The organism is Arcicella sp. GW821-FHT09D11, from assembly GCF_059416265.1.
Genome location: NZ_JBWKOV010000002.1, coordinates 1,002,701 through 1,028,580, shown reverse-complemented (window position 1 = coordinate 1,028,580; position 25,880 = coordinate 1,002,701). Strand labels below are relative to the sequence as shown.

The following is a 25,880-nucleotide window of genomic DNA, read 5'->3' as shown; positions in this document are numbered from 1 at the left end:
TCATTGACTTATACTTTTAGTCTTAAAGTCCCTAAATCTTTTAGTCATTTTTCAAAAAACTATTCAACATTGAACACGCAAAAAGTTTTTTTAATAACCCCTCCTTTTACGCAACTGAATACGCCGTATCCAGCTACTGCGTATATAAAAGGGTTTTTGAATACTAAACATATTATTTCTAATCAAGCTGATTTAGGAATTGAAGTAATATTAAGCCTTTTTTCAAAAGAAGGTCTGTTGAATCTTTTTGCTCAAATTGAAGGTCAAGCACTACCATTATCAGACAACGCTCAACGCATTATAGCCCTTAAAGACCACTATATCCACACGATTGATGCTGTAATCCTTTTTTTACAAGGGAAAAATCCTACCTTATCACATTTAATTTGTCAAGAAGATTTTTTGCCAGAAGCCAGTCGCTTTGCTCAGTTAGAAGAACTAGATTGGGCTTTTGGAACCATGGGAACACAAGATAAAGCCAAGCATTTTGCTACACTTTACCTTGAAGATATTTCAGATATTATTGTAGAATGCGTTGATGCACATTTTGGTTTTAGTCGCTATGCCGAACGGTTAGGTCGCTCGGCCAACAGTTTTGATGAACTGTATGAAGCATTATCGCAAGAATACACTTATATAGATGAATTACTCATCAAGATTTTAGCGACTAGAATGGTTGATTTCAATCCTAACTTGGTAGCGATCACAGTACCTTTTCCGGGTAATTTATACAGTGCTTTTCGTTGTGGTCAATGGATTAAAAAACATTTTCCTTCCGTGAAAATTGCCATGGGTGGAGGTTTCCCGAATACAGAACTACGTTCGCTTTCTGACAAAAGAGTTTTTGAGTTTTTTGATTTTATTACCTTAGACGACGGTGAAGCACCTTTGGATAATTTAATTGAACATTTAGCAGGCAAGCGAAAACAAGAAGATTTAAAAAGGACTTTTACGTTAGTAGATGGCGAGGTAAAATACATCAATAATAGCCATACACACGACTACAAACAGTCGGCTGTGGGTACGCCAGACTATGCTGATTTACCTTTGGATAAATATATTTCTGTCATAGAAATTGTAAATCCTATGCACCGAATGTGGAGCGATGGCAGATGGAATAAACTAACGATGGCGCATGGTTGCTATTGGGGCAAATGTACTTTCTGTGATATTTCGCTAGATTACATCAAGCTTTATGAACCCATTTCTGCCAAAATACTCTGTGATAGAATGGAGGAAATGATGACTCAGACAGGGCAAAATGGTTTTCATTTTGTCGATGAAGCTGCCCCTCCTGCCCTAATGCGTTCTTTGGCTTTAGAGATTATCAGGCGAAAATTAACCGTTACTTGGTGGACAAACATTCGTTTTGAAAAAAGCTTTACAGCAGACCTATGCTTATTATTGAAAGCCTCTGGATGTATTGCGGTTTCTGGAGGGTTGGAAGTGGCATCTGATAGACTCTTAGAATTAATTCAAAAAGGAGTAACGGTAGCTCAGGTAGCTAGAGTAACGCGTAATTTTACAGAAGCCGGTATCATGGTACATTCGTATTTGATGTACGGTTTCCCTACCCAAACGGCACAGGAAACCATTGATTCATTAGAAATGGTACGTCAGATGTTTGAATTAGGTATTTTACAATCTGGGTTTTGGCATCAATTCGCTATGACGGCTCATAGCCCTGTTGGAATGTACCCAGAACAATTTAAGGTTCAGAAAGAGAGTGCTAAAATTGGTAGTTTTGCCAATAACGACATTTTTCATATTGACCCTACTGGCACAGACCATAGCCTATTTAGCGACGGTCTAAAAAAGTCCCTATTCAATTTTATGCATGGTATTGGTTTTGACTTAAACTTGAATCAATGGTTTGATTTTAAAATACCTAAAACAAAAATACCCAAAAATTATATTGAGCAAGCCGTCAATCAAGAGGAAGATGTTTCACTAAAGCCTAGTAGCAAAATTGTTTGGTTAGGCACAAAACCAACGGTTAAGTATATTACCAAAAACCAAAAAGGTAGGCTCTTAAATCTTGCTAGTCTATCCTTTCATGATAAAAAGGAAAGCTTTAATATTGCTGTGGAGCAAAAGCAAGGTGAATGGCTGGTTGAAATACTTAAGTTAATTTCAGCTTCAAGTCCAAAAGTTTATACGTTTCAAGAAGTAAAAACACATTACGAAACGTATGGACTAGAAGATTTTGAATTGTTTTGGTTCAATAAGCCTGTCAATAATCTCCAAAATTTTGGTTTATTAACTTTATAATCGTTTTCTTAAAACGCCGATAATTTTCAAAACATTGAAGGTTTTTAATTTTTTAATAAACTCCAATATTTACATTTCGTTAGCGGCAGTGGCACTAACGGTAGAAACTCAATTGCAATTGGGGATGGCTCCCCAGTGGCACCCTTATTTGTTTATTATCTTTTTTGCTACCTTGTTTGATTACAATTTACACCGCCTTGTTACACTACTGACCAATAAAGAGGCTTTAAATGATGATAAACACAAGTGGCTGAAAGAATACTTAAACCTCTTTTATGTCTTAGTAGTTTTTTCTGTAATAGGGTTCTTAATCGCTGTATTGCTTGCTAAAAAAGAAGTTTTAATCACCTTAGCTCCTTTTGCTTTAATTACATTTTTTTATTCATTACCCGTCTTCAAAAAACAAAAATATCTTTTCCGATTAAGAGAAATACCCTTCCTAAAAATATTTCTTATCTCCATAGTTTGGGCAGCAACTACTATATTATTGCCCATCATTCAATCAGGAAGGCATTTTGATTCAGAGCACGTTAGCATTATGCTTATCGAGCGTTTTTTATTTGTTTTTGCCATCACCATTCCATTTGATATTAGAGATATGCACGCCGATATTCAGTCGGGATTAACTACTATTCCAAATTTTATTGGCAGAAAAAAATCATTAGGAATAGCCAATTGCTTAATGGTCTTATTCTTGTTGATTAGTTGTTTTCATTATTCAAATGCTCCTTTTCACTTTATCCTTCCTGCCTTTATTATTTCTGGAATCAGTACTATATTTTTTTTAAATATTAAGTCTATCCAAAATCTTCCTTTTTATCATTACGGTATTTTAGATGGAACCATGCTTTTGCAAGGTATTTTAGTTTGGCTCGCCCATACAATACTTGTTTAAAATAAAAAGACTAGATTCAGATGATTGAATCTAGCCTTTTTCGAAAATATTATTTTATGATTAGTCAACTGTACGAATCAAGTCTTTTTTAACAGCGGTTTTCGTTTTGCTGATGGTATAAGGAATACATCTAGCAACACCGCAATCACAAGTTACTTGTTGGATGGTCACGGTATGGTCTGAAAAACAATCATTTGCATTAAATACACGCACTGTATATTGCTGAACAACTGTTGTTGGATTAGGTACATCAGACCTTAACACTCCGTCAGTTGGAATAGCCGTTGAAGTAGCGTATAGTTTTCCTCCCGTATAAGTTCCTCCTGCACTAATATCATATCTCAAATTTGTGCTAAATCCTGCAAGCTTTATCGTACCATCATTTCTTGCAAGGTCTTGGTCACAAGTTGAATTGGTAGACGTGGCAGTTATACCCAGTGCCCTATCAAAAACAATTAAATTAATCATCGTAGTATTTGAACATAGTCCATTGCTTACTTCTACACTATAAATCCCACCTTGGCTAACTTGAATATTATTAAGCTGTGGACTTTGAACAGATGAAGTAAAACCATTTGGGCCCGTCCAAGCATACGTAGAAGTAGCTGGCGTAACCGAAAGAATAACATTTGTACCTGCACAAACTGGTGAAGTAGAAGTTGATATGACAGGGTCAGGAATTGGGCTAAATGTAGCCACAACTGGCGTTCTACTACCTGCTGGCGATTCACAACCACTCACTAAATCTTTACAAGCTACAAAATATGTTTTGGTAGCAGTTACTGGTACTGTGAAAGGACTACCTCCTCCTAAAATAACTACTGAACTTTGTGAATCATACCAAATAGGAGTAAAACTAGGTGCGCAAGTAGCTTTTAAATCAAGGCTTCCAGCACCACATATTAATCCTCCTGCCACCGTCGCTGGTAATGGAGGAGCTGGAGTGCTACTCACAGAAATTGTCAATTGTGTTCTATTAGCCGTTGCCACTCCACAATGATTATCATTTGCTTTACAACCAACAAAGAATGAAATGGTCGAGGTTGCATTAAAGATAAAGGTATTTCCCGTACCCAACACAGTGGTTGAAGTTGCTGAGTTATACCATTGTGGGATTAAACCTACAGGACAGGTAGCATTCAGTGTAGCAATACCTGGATTACACAGAATCGACCCACTTGAGGTTATTACCTTCGAGCTAAAATTTAATGTTGTAAAAGTTACATCGTTATAACAAGCATCACTACCTGACCAGATACGAACAGTATATTTAGTTCCTGGCTTTAAACCAGTAAATGTAAATGATGTTTGTCCAATACCTAGCGTTTGGTTAGCACCTGCACCAAAAATTGGCGATGTACCAAAAGTTTCGCCTTCTTTAATACTAGCTTCAATAACCTTTGATGCATTATAAACAAGGTTTGCAATCGTAGCAGTACCATTGTTGTTAGGCACAAACCCTGTACAAGTTCCAAGCGTAAAGCTAATATCGCTTGCAAGTACAGTGGGTGCATCACAACCAGCACATTTTAAGTTACCACATACAAAGGCAATAGATTTACCTTGTTCCCCAGGTTGATAAGCTATTTCAGTCGTAAATGTATTGGTGGTAACATTAAATTTTGATACGCAGTCACCATAATAAGTAGTAATGTATAAATTACCGTCAGGACCAAAAGCTAAATCGTATGCCTCTACATCGCCAACTGTTCCTGTGATAGAAGGAGTGATAAAATCGAATGAACCAATTAGAACACCTGTTGATGCATTATAATGAAATAGTCTATCAGGACCAGTAGTACCAGCGGCAACAGCCCAAAGAGTACCATCAGCGGCAAAGTTTAATCCACGGTAATTGTATCCACTTGGAGCTGTAGCAAACAATGTTGAAGCACCCACATAGCTTGAATCTACAGATTCTATGGTACTTACCCCACCTCCAGAAAAATAGTTTGTAGCTACAAATACTCTTCCGCTAGAAGGATTAACAGCAACGCCCCATAATCCAACATCTTTATTTGTTAAGCGGTTAGTTCTATAAATATCTATTACGGTATTAGTAGTTGTACTAATCTTTGTTACTCCTTGATAACTAGTTACATACAAAAACTTTCTATCTGTAGACAATACCACATCTAATAAATCTTGTCCTGGCACTGATATAGGTGTCAAGTAAGCGCCTTTGGCTAAATCATACACTAAAATTTCTGATTTAAAACAACAGGTAGCGATATAGGCTACGTTTTTAGTGGGGTCTACTACGATACCCTCTCCACCTCCACTAATCGAACAACCCACAGGACCTGCTCCCGCACCACCAAAAGGGTATATCTCTGAACGACTACCTTGCGTAGCATTTGGCAGTTCACTTACAATCATGTAGTATTTATCACACCCAAGAGGAGCATTCTGAGCTTTCAAATAAAAAGAAGAAAACATAGAACACAACAATATTAAAAATGGCGTTATGTTCTTTGGAAAACGAGAGGGTTGTATTCTCTCATAAGAAAGTAAAGGTTTTGTCACAATATTATGATGGATGTTTTGTCGGAAAAATACGCCTACCTTGGTTATCGGTAAGAAAAGGTTGAATAAAGCCTGATTGACTTTACTTACCCATGATTTAAAATTGTTCATCATTTTATATTTGTATTTTTTCAGTAATATATTTATCAAATTAGATTAAGCTTATTTTTGAACTTTATTCCAAGGTAATGAATTGATATTCTTTCCTACTTTTTTTCCTTCTGCTAAACCGACTTCATTATCTTGTCGGGTATGAATTCCTCCATATAAACGCGACATGGCTGATTCTTCAGCAGCAGCCCAAAACGAATTAAAACTTCTTACTTTATAGTCTGTATTTCTCTCTTTATCTCTAGGTCTTCCTACGTGTGAATCATCAACGAAACTAAAATTTGGTCCATACAAATCTGTCAAAATAGTGGCAGTTGATGCACTTTGAACGGCATGCCCCGAATAATATGCTGGGAAGGGCGGTTCAGGCCAATATAAATCCCAAAGGGTATCAATGTTGAAATAAATAAAAGAATACGGCCGTTGAGCATTATAAATATATTTTGTTTTCCAACAATTAATAAATGAATCTGCTACTCCCATTCCAACTTTAGCATACGTTTCGGCCGCTTTAAATAAATCTGGATTTGCTCCTTTTACAGCAAAATTGGCAATGTTATATGAATGCCCAGGTGGTGAAAATGTTTCTGAAGGGTCGTCTCCCCACCAATTGGCAATTTCTTTTTCTTCCTGCGTCAATGTCTTACGTTTCATATAAACCTCATACATGTAAGCATAGTATTTTGAATCAGGCTTATAATCATAACCAATCATTGTCGGGATAGGTAATACGCCATTCAATGGTGCAAATGTTCTGTTTTTCCCCCAGTATGGATGTAAAGGAAGCGGAACTTTTGATTGCCCTTTAACAGGTGCTTTCCATAAGCCTTTACCTACGGGCACTTTATAAGCTGTATCAAAATTCCTTTTATATCCTTCATGTCCTCCATCTGATTTCGACCATTCAAAAATTGCCTGAGCCACAGATAAGCCAAAAGCTTTTGAACGTTCTGCTACTTTTTCATCAGTAGTTTTAAGCTCATTGTTATAAATAGTAGTCTCTAAAGAATCTATTGCATCAATGTTTTTCTTGGCGGATTGTTGATATAATTGTTTTAAAAGAAAGGCTTGTCCTGCATTTAATGAAAGTGCCCAATTGTAAGTTTGTCCACTTTCAGGCTTAGGTAAGTTATTTAATCCTTGTAATTTTCCTGCTAATGAATTCTTCTTCACTGCTCCCGCCACTACACATTCATACATGGTTAATCCTAAATATCCCAAAGACCGAGAGCCATAAGTAGGCGTACCCCCAGGGGTATTTTTCATCGTCCTTAAAGCCATTTTTCCCCATAATAGCGCTACCTCAGACGAAACAGCATTTTTGATAGGCTCGCTTGGTTGCACCTTATTTTTTATTGCTTGCCCTTGAGCACTCCAATAAGACAAACAAAGAATCGAGACAAATATAAAAGCTAGCCCTTTGTTATAGAACTTTTCTTGCTTAATAGGCAAGCACAATGAATTAGTATTAACGTTTATATGCTTATTAATTATGTAAAAAATCATATTTTAAATTATTAACAGAAGAATTTTCAGCAAAACAGCATTAGCTAACTGCTAATACAAACTCATTTAAGGCATCAAAAGTTATTAAAATAACGTAGAATTTATTCTTCAATCGATAAAAAGCAACCAAAACCATGCCAAATTATGGTGAAATTCGCATTAAAATCCAGTAAATGACTCGTTTTAATGTTTTATTATGAAAATGGCGTACCCATTTCTTGTACTATCGATAGAATTTTATAATGAAGCTGTTTAAACTTTCCGTTTCTGAGGTGAAAATATTGTATTTTTGAATTGATTTTTTCAAAATTTGGGAAGCATAGCATCGCTACGTTGAGTAAATTTTGGAACAAGTTATTCTAAAAGACTTAGTTTAACCCGAAAGGGAAAGTTTAAACAGCTTCAATACTAAGACCAGTTAATAAAAAAATCCCCTTACTTATTGAGTAAAGGGATTTGGTATGTTAGTATAATGGATTTTGTATTAGACTACTATTTTTATTCAGCTCTTCTAACTTTATGGGTAAAAAGTAAGCCCTATCTTTCCAGTTCCTATCTTGTACATCTATTACTTTATAGTTAGGAGTACTTGATGTTGTTTTATCTGGATTTAACGGATACCTAATCTCTATCCCTTTGGCATTATCAAAAGTGGTAGGTGCTATCATCCATCGGCGAACATCAAAGAAACGATGGTCTTCAAAAGCCAACTCTACCCTTCTTTCGTTTCGGTAACGCTCTGATAAGGCCTGTCCGCTTTCTGTTACGTCGGGCATACCTGCTCTTTTACGAATCATATTGAGGTACTGACGAGCTTCGGCGTCTTGCCCTAAACCGATACAAGCTTCTACATAATTCAAAATCACTTCTGTATATCTGATATATCGCCAAGGAAAATCTTGTTTTACATATTGGGCATCAATTGTCTGATCAATAAACTTTCGAAGATAATATCCAGAATAGGTACCATTCCAGTCTTCGATAGGTCCTTTACGCGTATCCAGACCAGCCACTACATCCACCGCATTGGCTGTTGCGTTCCATTTTTCCCAAAAACCTACCTGTATTACGCCTTTAGGGTCTGATGCTGTTACATCTGACGGACGTTTTCTCCATTGCACGCCTTCATAAAGGATAGTAGCATAAAAACGTGGGTCACGATTTTTGTATGGGTTTTTAGCCTGTGTCGTATTTAACCAACTAAACTTCGAACCATCTTTCATCTCATAGGCATCTACCAATTGCTGTAATGGCGTATTGCTTCCCCAACCATGATAACCATTTGGATTGTTAAACAAACCTGGGTTGTACCCATCCCAGCTATCTTCCGTTTTAGGTAAAAAGAATCTCACGAAAATATCTTCTACATTTTCTTTCACCAAAAACATTTCTCCATAGTTTTTTGCAGTAGAGTCACCTGCAACGGGACTACCTTTATAAATACTATAAGCCCCTAAATCAATTACAGCTTTCGCCGCATTCTTAGCTGCTAACCATCTTGCATTGCGGTCACCACCAACATAACCAATCAGTTCTGGATGGGCATAACTTCCTGCCCAAGTAGGTGTTTTATTGTACAAATCACTTGCTGCATGTAATAATACTCTGGCTTTTAGTGCTAAAGCAGCTCCTTTGGTAGCTCTTCCTTTATCGGCTCCAGTATTGGCCAATAATAAGTTTTGTGAAGCTTTATCGCAATCATCAACAATGAATTTGATACAATTTTCATAACTATCTCTAGCAGGGGTAAAATCATCTGACAACTTGTAGGCTTTTGTAATAATAGGTACACCACCGTATACTGACACAAGGTTGTGATATAAATAAGCTCTTAGGAAATACACTTCTCCTAACAATCTTTTCTTAGTGTCAGCATTATCAAAGGGTGTAGTTTCTATTTTTTCAAGAAAAAGATTACACGCACGTATATACTTATAAACGTTTGCCCAAATCATCCCTTTGTAGCGATTGCCCGACCAGAAATCCCAAACAGAATAGTCGCTGGCTGTGACTAAACATTTAGTAACGTTGCTACTTCCAAAATCAGCATTATACATTGATTCATCACTTAATGATGCCATCATCATATTGCTGAAACCATGCGGAATGCCTAAATAAATATTATTAACGAAAGTAGTTACCAAGGCTTGGTCTTTCCAAACGGCATCTTCTGAAAACTGATCTAAAGGTTGAAGGTCAAGGTCAGTTTTACACGAAATAGTGTTAAGAAGCACTAAGGCAGTTGTAAGTAAAATATATATTGTTTTTTTCATCTGATTAAATGTTTATGTAATTCCTGCAATGAGTGTTGATTAATCAGCACTCACCAAGAATTATTTGATTTTCAAAAATCAAAATTTAGAATGTAAACGAAAGCCCAGTATTAAGCACTTTTTGAAGTGGATACCCTTGTCCGCTTCCGCTTCCCATTTCTGGGTCAAAGTCTTTATAGTCTGGACTATATGTCCATAGATTAAGACCACTCACATAAATTCTCGCTCCTTCTAAACCTAGTTTCTGACTTAGTTTTTTAGGAAGAGAATATCCAAATTGAATATTTTTCAAACGGATATAATCAGTGTTTTTCAAGAAATAGGTATTTCTATTACTTACCCAATATTCATTACTACGGTTGAAAGTTCTTGGGCCACTAGCATTTGGATTTTCGGGCGTCCAACGTTCGTCATAAAAACTTTTCAAGAAATTACCAATTTCGCCCGATTCTGTAGAGATATAATTGACCGCCCCAAAAGCTCCTTGAAACAAAATGCTCAAGTCAAATTGTTTATAGCGAAGATTAGCCGAAAAGCCAGTTGTAAAGCGTGGAATATTGCTTTTAGTATTTCTTATACGGTCGTTTCCATCAATTTTACCATCTTTATTCACATCCTCAAAAATCACATCGCCCGGTCTAGCATTATCCCAATGCGGGTAAGCATCCACCGATGCTTGATCTTTAAAAATACCAATAGCATTATAATACAAATCTGCCGTAGGATTTTTTGGGTCAGTCGGGATAGGATATCCTGTAGTTTTTTGATAGTCTGGCGCACCTGGAGCTTCATCCCAGAATACAATTTTATTTTTTGAATACCCTCCGTTAAAACCAAGCTGATAACTAAAATCTCTTGACTTGTTATGATAATTAATATCAAACTCAAAACCTGTATTGGCTACCTTACCAATATTTTCGCTTGGTAAGGTTAGTCCCGTTGATGTTGGTACAGAGGCATTTCTTGGCCACAAAATTTGCGAACGAGTATTATAGAAGTAATCAGCAGAAAACGATAGTTTATCTTTTAACAATTGCATATCAAACCCAATATTGGCCTGATTGGCTACTTCCCATGTTACGTTTAAGTTAGGAATACGTGTTTCATAAAGGGTTTTGTTTTCTTGGTCTATGCCCAAAATAAGTGGTTGAGCAACACCTCCGCTATTAGCAAAAAAACCATAAGAAGAAAGATATTGCCATTCTGCAATACGGTCGTTACCAGTTTGTCCCCATGATGCCCTCAACTTCATGTTATCAATAAACGAAACCTTGTCTTTCCAGAATTCTTCTTCTGACAATCTCCATCCTAAAGAAACACCAGGGAAGAAACCATATCGTTTGTCGGCAGGGAAAATGTAAGACCCATCATAACGCCATACAAATTCGGCCAAATATTTTTCTTTATAATTGTAGTTTACACGACCAAAAAAGTTTCTACGTGCATTTTGTGACGCTGAACCAGTGTTATCTTTTTGTAAATCCCCTCCTGCAAAAAGTTGGTCAATTGCCGTAGAAACAAAGTACCTACGATAAGCAGAAAATTTATCCATTTGTCCAGAACGAGACTCAGTACCAACCATAAATTTCATATAATGATGACCAGCAATTTGTCTTTCATAATTCAGGATAGCATTCATCAAAATGCTATGATTATCCTCCATTTGTTCTGTTAAACGAGCATCATCAAAGCCTTTTTTACCTTTTACTAACACAGGCTTACCACTAGCATCAACCGTCTGACCATCCCAAGAGTACAAATACCAAGGTGTTTCAAATCTCTTATCGAAACGTAGCCCTTTGTCTATGCTGGCAGTGGTTAAAAATGATAGACCTTTCACCCAAGGAATCTGAATATTCAGTTTCATATTACTATTTAGGTAATACCATTTATCTCTATCATATCCTGTGGCATCAGTACTTACTACTGCTGGGTTATCACCATATTCAATATCTGGACCAGGGGTTCCATCTGGCCAATAAGCAGGCAGATTAGGCTTGCCACGCATCACCATTCTAAAAATACTTCCAGCCGAACGCGTAGGATAATTTCTATCTTCCATTCTTCCAGAAACATCAAATCCAAAACTTATATTTTTGCTAATTTTAGCATCTATATTACTTCTAAAATCATATTGACTGTACTTTGTACCACTATTTTTGTAGTAACCATCTTGGCTTTTGGCACCGAACGATACAAAGTATTTAAAGTTATCACTTCCTCCAGCAATACCAATATTAGCATAGTTTTGTGAAGAAGATGGTTTTAGCACAGCCCCAAACCAATCAGTATTAGGATAACGCCAAGGGTCTGAACCGTCTCTAAATTTTTGAACTTCTTGTGGCGTGAATCTACCTGTTCTGTTAGCATAAGCATCTATTTCATTGAGCATTGTAGCATATTCTGCTGCATTTGCCATCGCTGGCAAGCGGGTAGGCTGTCCAAAACCTTGATTAAGGTTAAAAGTAATCGTTGGCTTACCACTCGCTCCTCTTTTAGTAGTTACTAAAATAACGCCATTGGCAGCCTGAGCACCATAAATTGCAGCGGAAGCATCTTTCAAGATAGTTATACTTTCTATCGTACTTGGGTCTAATCTTTCAAGCGAACGACCAGGGACACCATCTACTACCACCAACGGACTGCTATCTCCTAGCGTGTTTACGCCCCTGATGCGTAATGTAGCACCATCATACCCTGGCTCACCACTGGATGTTACAGCGACTAGGCCGGGTAAACGTCCCACCAAGCTATTACTGACATTCATAGATGGAGATTGCACTACCTCTGAACCTTTTACAGATACTACAGAGCCAGTTACGGTTACTTTTTTCTCAGTACCATATCCCACGACTACTACTTCATCAAGCGACTGGGCATCAGTCGATAACGTGATGTTTAGTACTGATTTACCACCTACCACTACTTCTCTTTTTTGAAAACCAATTGAGCTAAAAATCAAAATGCTATTATTATCAGGTACAGATATTTTGTATTGCCCTTTAGCATCGGTGATGGCTCCTCGCTGGGTACCTTTAATTAGGATGTTAACACCCGGCAATACTTGCCCCGTTTCGTCAGTAACGGTTCCTGTTATAGTTTGCTCTACAATTTCAATATTTAATATATCATCATTTTCTTGGGGCGTATTGGTTGTAGAGGAACTCCCCGTAGAACGATTGATGATGACCATTTTACCAGAAATCTCATAGGTGAGGTGCAAAGGTTTGAATAGATTATCAAAAATTTTTGATAATTGAGCATTCTGGAAGTCAACACTAATTTTTCTGTTTGATTGGATAAGCTTTGAACTAAAAACAAACTTTACATCTGTTTGTTTTTCAATTTGGGTTAGTACACTTCTCATGCCTAACTCCTGAGCTTGCAATGTTACTCGTTGACTTAGAACATTTTGGGCATTAGTATTACTCGCAAAAGTGGAGCTCATTAGCCCGATTGCAAGAAAAACTTGAGTGAGTGTAATTTTCATAGCCGTAAGTAGTAACTTATGGATTTGTAATGTTTTTTTCATAAATTTGGAAATGTTTTGTTTAGGTTGAATTTGAGCAAAACAATTCCCGCACCTTACCTAGTAAAGTGTTCATTGGCTGAAACCAAAAAGGGAATTTTCTAGGTCGGTAATGCGGGAACATTACCGACTTTTTTTGTGGAGTCGGTTTTTAGTGTTTCATCTAGTTAAATAGTCTTGGTTTAAGTAAAATTCAATATTTAGTTTAAGGTTTACTTTATTTGCAGCCTTTGCTATAGATTACAATCTGACCATCCAGAATTTCGTAACGAGCCTCTACTCCTTTACAGATAATATCTAGTTTGTCGAATAATTGTAAATCAGTTAACGAAGCTGTCAATGGGCAATTGGATAATAGTTCTTCATCAAAAACGATATCAATACTATAAGCTTTTTCTAGAGTTTGCAACACTTCGCTTACAGGGGTATCTTCAAATTCAAATTGTGGTTTTGTATTCTTTTTGATGGTAATTTTAGGGAGTTCAACCAACAATTTATCCATTCTAACTTCTTCGCGGGCATAAACAATCTTTTGGTTAGGTGTTAGCACTACGCCTTTCAATTCTCTGCTTGTAGCTTTTTCTTCAACCCGCGTATCTGATTGAGCAAAGACAGATACTTTTCCTGTTTTCACTTCTACGGTTACTTCCTTTTCTTTATCATAAGCACGAATAGTAAAACTTGTACCCAACACTTTGGTAATTAACCCATTAGCATATACTAAAAATGGTTTCTCTGGATTTTTAGTTACTTCGAAAAAAGCTTCTCCCGAAAGGTAGATTTCACGATTGTCACCCACAAATTGCTTGGAATAACTAACTTTACTTCCCTTCTTAAGTAAGACTAAACTTCCATCAATTAACTGAATTGGCAAAGGGCTTTCATGGTCGTTTTTTACTTCTATTAGCTTATCAGGATTATCGGCAACATATTTTTCATAAATTCCTTTTGGTTCGCGTATCTGATTCAATAGTTGGTGATAAGTAATGCCTAACCCAATGATGATGGCTATTAAAGCGGCTACTTTAAGCCATTGATTTTTGTGGGTGTTGAACCATTGTATTTTTTTAGGAGTATTATTTTCCTTTTCATCAATTTTTGAAACGGTATTTTTTACTAATTCTTCTACCTCTGCTTTTTCAAATGATACTTCTTTAATAACCAGTGCTTTTACAATTGACTTTGCGTTTTCTACTTGAGGCGTTTTTTCTGGATTTGCCTCTAACCATTTTTCCCAAAAGGCATTCACTTCTCTGTTTGGACTTAATACCCAATTTCGGAAATTAATATCCCACACAAAATCTTCTGTATTGAAGTCACGATAATTTTTCATATAGCTTAATAACACCTTTCTATATAGCGTTAGACATTAATGGCATTGAGATACCATAAATTATTAAAAAAAATATAAAAAAAGTTAAATTAATTATTTTAAAGCCTCTATTAGCGTAATAAAAGCGGTAAAAACAACGCAATAAACTCGGTAGTCCAATATTTTTTGAGTTGTTTAATAGCCATCTGAAGAAGATTTGAGGCTGTCTGAGGGGCAATATCCATAATCTGAGCGATTTGGTCACGCTCTAATTCTTGGAAAAATTTAAGATAAATAACTTCTTTCTGCCTTTTAGGCAAAGTCTCGATTACTTGTTTAATGCGTTGCGTTAGCACTAAACTGGTTTCATCTTGAATAAACTTTTCTTCGATAGAGAATTCAATATCAAAAATATCATTTGCTTCGGTATAAGGGTCAGAGAAACGAAGTTGAAGGGAGGCTCTATGAATTCTTCGCCTTAATGAAGCCATCAAGTAAGGTTTTACTACAATATCATTTGATAGGTGCTCACGACGTTCCCATAGTTGCAAGAATAAATCTTGAATACAATCTTTAATAAACTCCTTATCCTTAGAAAATTTTGAACCATAATGAAATAATGATGAAAAATTAGCTTTCATCAATTCCTCGAATGCGGATTTCTCGCCTTCAAGAAATCTAAGCCATACAAAGTGGTCTATATAATTTTCAGGATTTAGATTAGAGGGTTTCATAGAGATTTGGACATACGCAATTATGTTAACTGTAAACCAACAATGATAACTGTGGAAATTTACAAATAAATATTGAAATACTTAAATTTATATGAATAAAATCTTAAGCTGTCATGATACCAATACCACACATAAAACTGTAAAGATAGTTTTATCCAGCAAAATCTTAATCAGCTAAAACCGTAACGATATACACTAACTAAAATATAATATTATTATAAAGAGGTTTTAGTTAGTTCAATACTCAACTATTTATATTATAATAAATTATTGAAAAAGTTCTGCTTAAAAAATTGGTTAATGGAAATCAAAAAATGCCAAAAACCACAGCATACTGTAATGGTTTTTGGCATTTTTTGAAACAAGCATTAGGCAATATTATTTCACTGATAATATTTTAAACTCTGTCCTTCTATTTTCTTGATATTGTTCTTCAGTACAAGACACCCCATCGATGCATTCATTAATCGGTTGATTTTCTCCGTACCCTTTCGCCACAAGACGACTAGGGTCTATACCACTTTCAACCAAAAAATCTACAACAGCTTTGGCACGTTTTTCTGATAGTTCTAAATTATAAGTCGCGCTCGCCCTTGAATCAGTGTGTGAACGAATTTCAACTTTCATAGTAGGGTATTTCTGAAGAATTGGCAAAAGCGTATTTTCTAATTCTCTAGCTGCATCAGCACGGATAAAATACTTATCAAGGTTATAATAAATATTATTGAGTTTGATAATATCTCCTTTGCCATACATCTGTACATGTTGGCGTTTATCTATGTTCTTAATTACTTCGCTATTGGTAGCATAATTATCTTTTTCAACCGTTAATTTATTTTCTGCTTCGGGTTTAACTTCAAATTCGTACCCTCCATCTTCACCCGTAATGACGGTTTGTTTAGTATTATCTTTCTGGTTTTCTAAGGTTACTTGTACGCCAGCGATTGGCTTCTGATTTACTTCCGACTTCACAATACCTTTTAATACCGAAGTATTAGACTTTTCAAGATAAATAGCCAAAGTAGTATTCTGAGCAGTATTACTTCTGGTAGAGAAAGTAATTGAGTTCATCTGGTAACCTTCTTTAATAGCCTTGAACTCATACTCTGATAGCGATTGTAAGCAAATTGACATCGCCCCTTCTGCATTAGTCACTTTCAATTCTTGATTTTCTCCATTAATTACACTTCTGATGTCAACCTCCTCTAAAGGCGCTTTCGTCAAAGCATCATACACCATAATATTTAATGGATGACACTCTCTTCTAAAACTATAAATATTGTCATCATGAATGCCCTTTTTACGGTTTGATGAAAAGTAGCCTGAATTTCTAGCACCATCTGTAATCAATCCGAAATCATCTTTTTCTGAGTTTAAAGGCGCACCCAGATTCACTACCGTACCAACGAATGCACCATCTTTTCTTTCAGCATAAAAAATATCTAATCCGCCCAGTCCTTCATGTCCGTCAGATGCAAAATATAAGTTATCGTTCTCATCTACATAAGGAAACATTTCATTTCCTTCTGTATTAATTTCCCGTCCCGCATTTACTGGCGTTCCCCATCTCCCACTGTTATATTCTACTACATAAATATCAGTTCCGCCAAAACCACCTGGCATATCAGAAACAAAATATAATTTGGTATTATCCACATTCAAAGCAGGGTGCCCACAAGAATACTCATTGCTATTAAAGGGCAACTCTTTTACATCACTCCAGTTTGTTTTATTTAAGTTGGCTATGTATAATTTCAGTCCATTCGTACCACTTTTTGATTGCCTCGCTTTACCATTGTTATAATTATTTCTAGTAAAAATAACTCGCTTCTCATCTTTAAAAAAACTCACTGGCCCTTCATGGTATTTTGTATTGAGCACCCTACTAAAATCTTCTATTTTGCTCAAGGGCAAGTCTTGTACCACTGCTTCATTATTACTAGTACTTGACGACATTCCCCCTAATGATGCAGCACCCTGTAAACCTAATTTAGGCGACAACAACGCTGTATCGGTAGCAATGTATAAATTTAGAAAAGGTGTTTGGTTCCATCCGAAAACACGTTTTATTACCCTAGATTCGTCACGCGCCGAGCAAAAAACTAACCCTCCTTTGTAATACATCGGACTAAAGTCTGCTTGGCGAGAATTAATACTGAGGTATTCTATTTTATAAGAAGATGAATCTCGATAAAATTGATTCATATCCATGTATGAAATCGTAAAACGCTTCCCTCTTAAGTCTGCTTTTTGTTTTTCTCCATACAATGAATAATATTTCTGCGATTCACGATATTTTTGATTGGATGCTAAGGCTTGGGCATAATACAAATAAATCTCGCTCTCGACATCTGGATAATCTTTAATGATATTGAAATATACTCTTTCTGCATTTTTAGTATCTTGTATTTTCCGATACGAAAAACCAAGTTTTCTTAACGCCTCTAAGGTGCTTTGAATGTCTTTGTTTTCACGTAAAAAATCTTCATACAAGCGAATAGCTTCAAGGTAGCTTAGCTTTTCAAATTGATAATTAGCAGCCTTTAGTTTGGTTTGAGCATAGACATCCCCAAATGTGCCAAGCAAGAACACACATAAAACTAGACCTATTTTATAGATTTGGGTTATCATTAAAGTAATGGTATACTACCTATAAATGTGCTGAATAATAATTGTTTAACGGTATTATTCATCTAAAATAACAAACAATATCTCAAAACTAGCACAAGATATTTAGGTTTTAGGATTAAAACCAATAAAAAAGGTTTGGAAATTCATCCAAACCTTTACTTTCACTAGGTAAATGATATTTTAATGCTTAGATTTTAACGGCTTGTCTAGCAATTAATTTCCAATCTTTTTTAGTTTTCTGGAAAACAAGTAAAATACCTAATTTCACTGTTGCTGGTACATTACGATTATTCGTTTCAGCAAATAACTTATGGCGAACAATGGCAGTATTACCAATTATTTTGATTGTTTGTTCTGTCAAATCCATTGTTTTGAAATCAGAATCACCATTCATCAAGGTCTCAATCAAATGAGCCTTTCCTTCCAAGCTTCCGCCCGAATGTCCGTAGCTCAAATCATCATCCAATATTTTTTCTAGTGTAGCTTTGTCTGCATCCACTACAGCTTTTCTAAATGTCTCGACGGCAGCAGCTACTTTTGCTTCATCATCTGTTTGTGCTTGGCTCATAGTTATTGATCCTAATAAGATAGTACTTAATATTAATAGCGTTTTCATTATGTTAAAATTTATTGTGCGAATACACATTATTTATTTTTTAAGCTGTGTTTTAGTATTGCCTTTTTGTAACAACCAAACTGATAAGTTTTTAGCCGCTTTGAAATTTTCAAATTCCATTGGCAAACGCTTTCCGTTTAAGTATTCATTGTAAATCCAAGGGTCACCAATGGCAAATACTGTTCCTTTACCTACTTTGGCTACAGCCATGATAACGTCGTTGCCTTCACTAATACTCGCTTTTGCAGGTGCTTTCACTGACAACACAGATAACTCTTTTACAAATACTTTACTAACATCTTTAAAAATAGGATGACCCGCAGGAACCGTTACTCGTCCTTGCTCATACACATTATTTTTTACCATGTTGATGCTTTTGTTCGTAAACTGAATACCAAACTTAGCCGCCAATTTATTGAAATGTGGCAATTCTACGTTAGCAGAATCGTTTGCCATCAACACTAAATTACCCCCAGCTTTTACCCAGTTTTCAATCGCTGTAATATCCTGTGCTTCTACAAAATTAGGATTTGGTGTTTCCTTTTTAGTATCAGGGTCAACAATGATGTAAACATCTAAATCCTTTAAATTGTCGGCTCTTGGTGCAGTCGAAACTGTACGTAACTCAGCACCATAATTTTCAAAAATACTTCCCCATAAGGTAAAGCCTGAGTCTTTACCATCATACCATGTATAATGATATGGCTCAGTAATGCCTTCACGAGTAGTACGCATTTCGTGGTTGAAATAATTATCTAACCCTACCTTTTTGCCTGCACCTACCCCTAAATCTTCAGCAATTTCCATTTCAACGCTTGCCATGATAAATGGAGCCATGCCTTTTAAGTCATCACGACGGATAGGCTCTTTAAGGTAATATTCATAGCTACCATCACGGTATGGATTTCCGCCTAAACCACTTACTAACACTACTTTTTCAAGGTGATTGATGCCATTGCTTTCTGTAGAAATGAAGTTTCTTAAAATCCCGTCATATCCTTTTTTAGCATTTTGATAATACGCCTTATCAATATATCCCATTCTAGCACCTTTTGCCAATCCATAAACCATCATGGAAGAACCTGACGCTTCCAAATAATTGCCTTTTCCATTGATTTTATCCACAACCTGATACCAGCAACCTTCTTTCGGATCTTGATATTTTACGATGGCAGTCGCTAGTCTTTGATAAATTGCGATTAGTTCCTTACGTTTTGGATGGTCTTTTGGGAAAGTATCCAACACATCTGCTAAAGCCATGATGTACCAACCGATTGATCTACCCCAGAAGTTTGGAGAAACACCAGTGGTTTTATCTGCCCATTTTTGTTCGCGACTTTCGTCATAACCGTGGTATAATAAACCTGTTTTAGGGTCACGTGCATTTTTTTCCATCCAAATAAATTGGTTGGCGATGTCATCAAAATTCTGTGGCTGATTAAAAGCTTTGCTATATTCTGCATAGAAAGGCTCTACCATATACAAACCATCTAACCACATTTGATTTGGATAAATTTGCTTGTGCCAAAAACCTCCTTCTTTAGTACGTGGTTGTTCAGAAAGTTGTTTTCTAAGCAAATCGGCAGCCAATTTAAACTTTTCTTTACCCGACTCACGGTAAAGCATTACTAAAGAACGACCACCTGTAATATTATCAGAATTGAAATTATCGTATCGGTACGTCTTGATTTCGCCTTTATCGTTTACATAAGAATCCATGTTGTTCAAGATAAAACGATAATATTTAGCGTCGCCAGTACGATACCATACTCTTTCAATGGCTTTCAAAAGAATAGCTTGTTCATAGTCCCAACGAGCGCGCTTTCCTTCTTCTTTGTAGGTAATAGAGTCTTTGTGAACATCTAGCATAATATCTGCCATTCTCGTAGACCATTTCGTTTGTGCAAACGAAGTATTCATCGAAAAGAAAAGGCAAATTCCAGCAAGAATCACACTACACTTGCTAACAATAGGAATGGTAAAAAAAAGTTTTCTTTGCATTTTTTGTTAAATAATTATTAGTTATGAGCTGTAAGCAATGAGTTGTGAGTGATGAATTGTGAGTTGTCATTGCCTAACATATGTTGCCCTTAAACAGTAACAATTGATTAGGAAAACATTAATATTCAACACTTTAATTTAGACAAAAACATCGTTTATTTTATATTGGCTAACGACTTATATAAATAGCAATATCTTGATATTTATATAAGTAATCACTCATTCATTAAATCGCTCAATTACACAAGTAATGAATCAAAACTAAACGATATCACGCGTATGATAATTTATTGATAATGAAACTATTAATCGCTAAATCACTCATTCACTAAATCACTCAATTACTCTATTACTTAAATCTCTACTTGTGCATTGCGTGGAGCAAAAAGATGCATAATTCCCCAAGCTAAAATATACGCACTTCCACATAGTAAAAAGATGATATTATACCCTGCATTGATATCACCAGAGGCCTTATAAGTATCCAATAATGAGCCTACCACAAAAGGGAAAATCATCCCTCCTACTGAGCCAGCCATTCCACCAATACCAATGACAGAACTAATTGCTTTTTTAGGAAACATATCAGATGCTACGGTGTAAATATTAGCACTCCACGCTTGATGAGCCGCTGCCGCAATACTGATTAACGCTACGGCTTCCCAGATATTAGTGGCATAACGGGCAGCCATAATTGGCACAACACAAATAGCAAAAATAAACATTGATACTTTTCTGGCTTTAGGAATTTCCCAACCTTTTTTGATAAAGTATCCTGACAAATATCCTCCGCCAATACTTCCAATGGTAGTGGCTGTATAAACCAAAATCAAAGGCAAGCTTGGTTTTTTCAAATCTAAATTAAACCTTGTTGAAAAATATGAAGGCAACCAAAAAAGGAAAAACCACCAAATAGGGTCTGTCAACATTTTTCCAAAAACAAAAGCATAGGTCTGTCGAATACCAAAAAGCTTTATCCAAGTAACAGGCTTTTCATTAGCATTTACGGGTTCAACGTCACTATGAATATAATCATATTCAGGTTTCTCTAATTTTTTATGTCTCGATGGAATTTCATAATAAATTATCCAGAAAACCAGCCAAATAAAGCCTATTCCCCCTGTAATGATAAAAGCCATTTCCCAGCCATACGAACCCAAAATCCAAGGTACCATGATGGGTGCTACTACTGCACCGATGTTAGCTCCTGAGTTAAAGATACCTGTTGCCAAAGCTCTTTCTTTTTTAGGAAACCATTCAGCCGTTGCCTTAATGGCTGCTGGAAAGTTGCCCGCTTCCCCTAAACCAAGCGCTGCTCTCGCTAAACCAAATCCGAAAGTACTTTTTGCAAAAGCATGAGCAATGGCTGCAATACTCCACATAATGACAGAAATTGTATAGCCTAGTTTTGTACCTATCTTATCAATAATGCCACCAAAAGCCATTAAACTTATTGCATAAGCCGCCTGAAAAGCTATTACGATTCTACTGTAATCTGTTTCCGTCCAGCTAAATTGCTTCTCTAAAGTCGGTTTCAAAAGACCTATCACTTGTCGGTCTAAATAGTTGATGGTTGTAGCAAAAAAAAGTAGCGCAACTATTTGCCAACGGTACTTACCAATCGTCTTGTTCATTTTTTTGGGGTTAGACTATAACATTTAAGCAATTAATATTTTCATCTCTATCTAAAAAAATGAACATTAATCATACTTCACTAAAAGGGAAAAACACTTATTTTTTACTTGATTTATAAAAAATGATTCCAGATTAATGAGTAATTATACAGTATTTAAGCCTTATTCTTTTAATAGAAATTATTGAAAAATATTTTCCCCCCAAAAAACGTTTTAGTAAACTAGTATAACTAGATTATTTCAAGAAATGGCATTTTGTTCTATTGTCTGTTCTGAATAAAGGTTTAGATAAACATATCTCTTAAAGTAGAAGGATACAAACATTTTATTGAATATTTTTCGTAAATCTTTTCGGGAACGTTGCCATTCATACAAAATTTAAATTTCTATATTTGTAGGATAACATATTTAGCTGAAAATTGTCATCTCAACATAGAAAAAACGGCACGAGAAAAGGAATCAAAAATTTGTACAATTCAAAGAAATAACATTTTGGAACATATTACCATTAAAGATATTGCCAAGGCCTTGAGCCTCTCGACTTCAACCGTTTCGAGAGCGTTAAGAGGCAGTCATGAGATTAATCCAGAAACCAAACGTTTGGTGATGGAATATGCCGAAAAGTTCAATTATCACCCTAATCCAATTGCATTAAGTTTAAAAGAAAACAAGAGCAGATCTATCGGCGTAATAGTCCCTGAAATTGATAATCCTTTCTTTTCACAGGCCATTAATGGCATTGAAGATATTGCCTATAACAAAGGTTATCAGGTAGTTATCTTTCAGAGCCATGAATCATACGAAAGAGAAGTAATTAATACACAGCATATTACATCAAGACGGGTAGATGGTTTATTGATTTCTTTGTCGGGACAAACGACTAATGTTGACCACTTGAAAAACTTGCATGACAAAGGTTTACCCATCGTTTTATTCGACCGTATTTCAGATGAAATAGATACCCATAAAGTAATTTCAGATAATTTTGAGGGTTCGTTTACAGGCACCGAACATTTAATCCAAACTGGAAGAAAAAGGATTGCCCATATTGCAGCTTCGCCACATTTATCAATTTCCAAAGAAAGAGTAAAAGGTTATTTAGCAGCCTTAGCAAAATATAATATTCCTGTAGACGAGTCTTTGTTAAAGTATTGCAACTATGGTTTACAAGATATTGAGTTTGTAATAGACCAACTTTTCACAAACGACAACCCGCCTGATGCCATTTTTACGGCCAGTGATAGACTAGCATTAGGTTGTTTGAGTACCCTGCAAAAGAGAGGAATTAAAATTCCAGAGGAGGTAGCTTTGATAGGCTTTACTAACTTAAAAGTGGCGTCGTTGTTAGCTCCTTCACTTAGTACTATTGTACAGCCTGCTTTAGATATGGGTAAGCGTTCGGCTGAATTATTGTTTGAGCTAATAGAAAGTACGTCTAAATTGCCCAAAAAGTATCAAACGTTTAAATTATATACTGAATTGATTATCAGGAAATCATCTGATAACAAGGTTCTGATTGATTTATAAGTAGTGATTAGTAAATAGTGATTGGTGAATGGTCTGCCGTCGCGGTAGTATTTCAATTTACTAGTGATCACTTGTTTACGTCAAATAAAAAGCTGATTAAATTGTACTGATTACTTAAGAATCTAACAAGTTATGTTTAATTTATTTAGTCCTTTCAATCGTAAATTGAACCAAGCCAGCCAATGATTTTCTATAGATAGAATCAGGGAAGGTTGAAAGAATATTCTGTGCCTCTTCAACGATGCTTTTCATCACTTTGGTAGCATATTCTAAGCCTCCAGATTGTTTTACGAATGAGATGACCTCTGCTACCTTTTTAGGATTATCAGACTCGTTCTTGATGATATTAATGATATTGCGCTTGGTACTCCAATTAGCTTTATTGAGTGCATAAATCAAGGGTAACGTCATCTTTTTTTCTTTGATGTCAATCCCTAAAGGTTTACCGATTTCAGCATCACCATAATCAAACAAATCATCTTTAATCTGGAAAGCAATACCAACCTTCTCTCCGAAAGAATGTGCCTTGGCAACAGTTTCTTCATCTGCCCCTACTGAACTAGCACCAGCGGCACAACAAGCCGCAATAAGCGTTGCCGTTTTTTGACGGATGATTTCAAAGTAAACATCTTCGGTAATATCCAGTCGGCGAGCTTTCTCAATCTGCAATAACTCCCCTTCGGTAATTTCTTGGAAAGCCGTAGAAATGATTTTCAGATTTTCAAAATCGTTATGCTGTACTGACAATAAAAGTCCTCTGGTTAATAAATAATCGCCTACCAAAACGGCAATTTTATTTTTCCAAAGCGCATTTACCGAGAAGAACCCACGGCGGTAATTAGAATCATCCACCACATCATCATGAACCAATGATGCCGTATGCAATAATTCGATTAAAGCAGCACCACGATAGGTTTTTTCAGTGATTTCTCCACAAATTCCAGCTGATAAAAACACAAACATCGGGCGTAATTGCTTGCCTTTGCGTTGTACGATATAATTCATAATCGTATCCAACAGCATAACCTTCGTTTTCATAAACTCCTTAAATTTTCCTTCGAAAGCATTCATTTCGGCAAGGATAGGAGCCTGTATTTCTTTGATAGATAAATTCATGTTATTTTTAAATGGTTTGCAAATTACGCTTTTCTCTAAAAAAATGTATATTGCCTGAATTAATAACCTAAATTTATTTTTTTAGTTCGTTATTCAATGAATCGTTTGTTTTGCTAAATTGTTCATTCATAAGTGCATACCAAACCTTGACTGGAGTATTAAAAATCAATATTTAATTATGAGTAAAATTTTAGTTTTGGCGGGTGGGTCGGTAAAAGGTGCGTATCAGGCAGGGGTTGTTAAAGCAATTTTTGAAACAGGGTTTTCGCCAGATGCCATTTATGGTGTTTCAGCAGGCAGTATGAATGCGTCTTATCTGATTAACAGTTTTGGCAGACAAAGTATTGAAAATGATGGCTATATTAACCTAAGTCAATCATCAAAGGATTTATGCGATTTTTGGGTAGACAACATCTACGCCCCTGAATGTTTATCACTCAGAAGAGGTACTTATGAGTTAGGTTTAAGCGCTATTCGCAGGAATTTTGAAGGTTTGTTGGATACAACACCTTTAAGAGAAATTTTGAATAATAACATTTCTATGCGAAACCTTAATGCTAGTCCAGTGCAACTAAAAGTTGGTGCTGTGGACATTATTAATGGCAATATGGTTTACGCCAATCCCTCTTATGATCATTTCTTAGATTATATCATGGCATCCTCTGCTATTCCTATTTTGATGCCCGTAGTTAATATTGGTGGACAAAATAATATGGCTTTTCTGGATGGAGGTATGCGTGATGTAGCTCCTGTTAAAAAAGCTATTCAAGACGGCGGTACTGAAATTATTTGCGTAGCCTGTCATACGCGTAATATTGACGGAGGATATTTCCCTTATGGCAATCTTTTAGCGTTGGTTGACAGAGTAATGGATATTGCTGTAAATGAATGTTTGAATGCCGACTTAGATTGGGCAGAGTTTAGAAATGAGTGTTTACCAGGCGATGGCTCACCGAGTCAATTTGGTATTTTAGCTGGACAATCCAGAATAAAATTAAAAATCATTCGCCCTCAACACCATTTGAATATCGATATTCAAGCATTTAATAGTGATGATATCAAAAGAATGATTTTGTTAGGTTATGAACAGGGAATGGAGGAAATGAGGGGGTATAAGTTGTAGTTTTTAGTGATGAGTTAGTGAATTGTGAGTGATGAATTATCTAAAAGCTCATGCATGTTCAAAGATTAAAATGGT

The 25,880-nt window shown here is 35.9% G+C and carries 15 protein-coding genes; 4 read left to right on the top strand and 11 right to left on the bottom strand.

What is annotated here, in order from left to right; translation table 11 throughout:
• Positions 1–69: 69 nt before the first annotated feature.
• The gene (locus AC07N0_RS09435; RefSeq protein WP_494588978.1) at positions 70–2,271 is read left to right on the top strand and encodes a B12-binding domain-containing radical SAM protein; all 2,202 of its coding nucleotides are present in this window, start codon (positions 70–72) and stop codon (positions 2,269–2,271) included.
• Between the two features lie 34 nt (positions 2,272–2,305).
• The gene (locus AC07N0_RS09430) at positions 2,306–3,166 is read left to right on the top strand and encodes a UbiA family prenyltransferase (RefSeq protein ID WP_494588977.1); all 861 of its coding nucleotides are present in this window, start codon (positions 2,306–2,308) and stop codon (positions 3,164–3,166) included.
• Between the two features lie 60 nt (positions 3,167–3,226).
• Here the strand turns inward: AC07N0_RS09430 and AC07N0_RS09425 are convergent, their stop codons facing one another.
• From AC07N0_RS09425 to AC07N0_RS09380, 10 genes are all read right to left on the bottom strand, one after another.
• Entirely contained in the window at positions 3,227–5,806 is a 2,580-nt protein-coding gene (locus tag AC07N0_RS09425) for an Ig-like domain-containing protein (protein WP_494588976.1), read from the bottom strand.
• A gap of 48 nt (positions 5,807–5,854) precedes the next feature.
• The gene (locus AC07N0_RS09420; protein WP_494588975.1) at positions 5,855–7,309 is read right to left on the bottom strand and encodes a vanadium-dependent haloperoxidase; all 1,455 of its coding nucleotides are present in this window, start codon (positions 7,307–7,309) and stop codon (positions 5,855–5,857) included.
• A gap of 464 nt (positions 7,310–7,773) precedes the next feature.
• Positions 7,774–9,582: a RagB/SusD family nutrient uptake outer membrane protein gene (locus tag AC07N0_RS09415; RefSeq protein WP_494588974.1), complete on the bottom strand. Its 1,809-nt coding sequence runs from the start codon at positions 9,580–9,582 to the stop codon at positions 7,774–7,776.
• An 85-nt stretch (positions 9,583–9,667) separates the two neighbouring features.
• Entirely contained in the window at positions 9,668–13,114 is a 3,447-nt protein-coding gene (locus AC07N0_RS09410; RefSeq protein ID WP_494588973.1) for a TonB-dependent receptor, read from the bottom strand.
• 214 nt (positions 13,115–13,328) lie between these two features.
• Positions 13,329–14,444: a FecR family protein gene (locus AC07N0_RS09405; RefSeq protein ID WP_494588972.1), complete on the bottom strand. Its 1,116-nt coding sequence runs from the start codon at positions 14,442–14,444 to the stop codon at positions 13,329–13,331.
• Positions 14,445–14,554: 110 nt separating this feature from the next.
• On the bottom strand, positions 14,555–15,157 hold the full coding sequence (locus tag AC07N0_RS09400; RefSeq protein WP_494588971.1) for an RNA polymerase sigma factor: 603 nt from the start codon (positions 15,155–15,157) through the stop codon (positions 14,555–14,557).
• Between the two features lie 378 nt (positions 15,158–15,535).
• Entirely contained in the window at positions 15,536–17,788 is a 2,253-nt protein-coding gene (locus AC07N0_RS09395; RefSeq protein WP_494588970.1) for an OmpA family protein, read from the bottom strand.
• Positions 17,789–17,975: 187 nt separating this feature from the next.
• Positions 17,976–18,404, bottom strand: coding sequence for a nuclear transport factor 2 family protein (locus AC07N0_RS09390; protein WP_492802476.1), 429 nt, complete (start codon positions 18,402–18,404; stop codon positions 17,976–17,978).
• 33 nt (positions 18,405–18,437) lie between these two features.
• The gene (locus AC07N0_RS09385; protein ID WP_494588969.1) at positions 18,438–20,405 is read right to left on the bottom strand and encodes a glycoside hydrolase family 88/105 protein; all 1,968 of its coding nucleotides are present in this window, start codon (positions 20,403–20,405) and stop codon (positions 18,438–18,440) included.
• 353 nt (positions 20,406–20,758) lie between these two features.
• Positions 20,759–22,039, bottom strand: coding sequence for an MFS transporter (locus tag AC07N0_RS09380; protein WP_492802472.1), 1,281 nt, complete (start codon positions 22,037–22,039; stop codon positions 20,759–20,761).
• 492 nt (positions 22,040–22,531) lie between these two features.
• Between AC07N0_RS09380 and AC07N0_RS09375 the strand changes: the two genes are divergently transcribed.
• Positions 22,532–23,566, top strand: coding sequence for a LacI family DNA-binding transcriptional regulator (locus AC07N0_RS09375; protein ID WP_494588968.1), 1,035 nt, complete (start codon positions 22,532–22,534; stop codon positions 23,564–23,566).
• Positions 23,567–23,707: 141 nt separating this feature from the next.
• Here AC07N0_RS09375 and AC07N0_RS09370 read toward each other — a convergent pair whose 3' ends face one another.
• Positions 23,708–24,682, bottom strand: coding sequence for a polyprenyl synthetase family protein (locus AC07N0_RS09370; protein ID WP_492802470.1), 975 nt, complete (start codon positions 24,680–24,682; stop codon positions 23,708–23,710).
• 178 nt (positions 24,683–24,860) lie between these two features.
• On the opposite strand from AC07N0_RS09370, the gene AC07N0_RS09365 reads away from it, so the two are divergent.
• Positions 24,861–25,805, top strand: coding sequence for a patatin-like phospholipase family protein (locus tag AC07N0_RS09365; protein ID WP_494588967.1), 945 nt, complete (start codon positions 24,861–24,863; stop codon positions 25,803–25,805).
• Positions 25,806–25,880: the final 75 nt, after the last annotated feature.

Bases quoted from the DNA above. Each gene is read 5' to 3' on its own strand.
- AC07N0_RS09365 (WP_494588967.1), top strand. From the start codon at position 24,861: ATGAGTAAAATTTTAGTTTTGGCGGGTGGGTCGGTAAAAGGTGCGTAT.
- AC07N0_RS09380 (WP_492802472.1), bottom strand. From the start codon at position 22,039: ATGAACAAGACGATTGGTAAGTACCGTTGGCAAATAGTTGCGCTACTT.
- AC07N0_RS09370 (WP_492802470.1), bottom strand. From the start codon at position 24,682: ATGAATTTATCTATCAAAGAAATACAGGCTCCTATCCTTGCCGAAATG.
- AC07N0_RS09400 (WP_494588971.1), bottom strand. From the start codon at position 15,157: ATGAAACCCTCTAATCTAAATCCTGAAAATTATATAGACCACTTTGTA.
- AC07N0_RS09390 (WP_492802476.1), bottom strand. From the start codon at position 18,404: ATGAAAACGCTATTAATATTAAGTACTATCTTATTAGGATCAATAACT.
- AC07N0_RS09395 (WP_494588970.1), bottom strand. From the start codon at position 17,788: ATGATAACCCAAATCTATAAAATAGGTCTAGTTTTATGTGTGTTCTTG.
- AC07N0_RS09385 (WP_494588969.1), bottom strand. From the start codon at position 20,405: ATGCAAAGAAAACTTTTTTTTACCATTCCTATTGTTAGCAAGTGTAGT.
- AC07N0_RS09425 (WP_494588976.1), bottom strand. From the start codon at position 5,806: ATGATGAACAATTTTAAATCATGGGTAAGTAAAGTCAATCAGGCTTTA.
- AC07N0_RS09410 (WP_494588973.1), bottom strand. From the start codon at position 13,114: ATGAAAAAAACATTACAAATCCATAAGTTACTACTTACGGCTATGAAA.
- AC07N0_RS09420 (WP_494588975.1), bottom strand. From the start codon at position 7,309: ATGATTTTTTACATAATTAATAAGCATATAAACGTTAATACTAATTCA.
- AC07N0_RS09415 (WP_494588974.1), bottom strand. From the start codon at position 9,582: ATGAAAAAAACAATATATATTTTACTTACAACTGCCTTAGTGCTTCTT.
- AC07N0_RS09405 (WP_494588972.1), bottom strand. From the start codon at position 14,444: ATGAAAAATTATCGTGACTTCAATACAGAAGATTTTGTGTGGGATATT.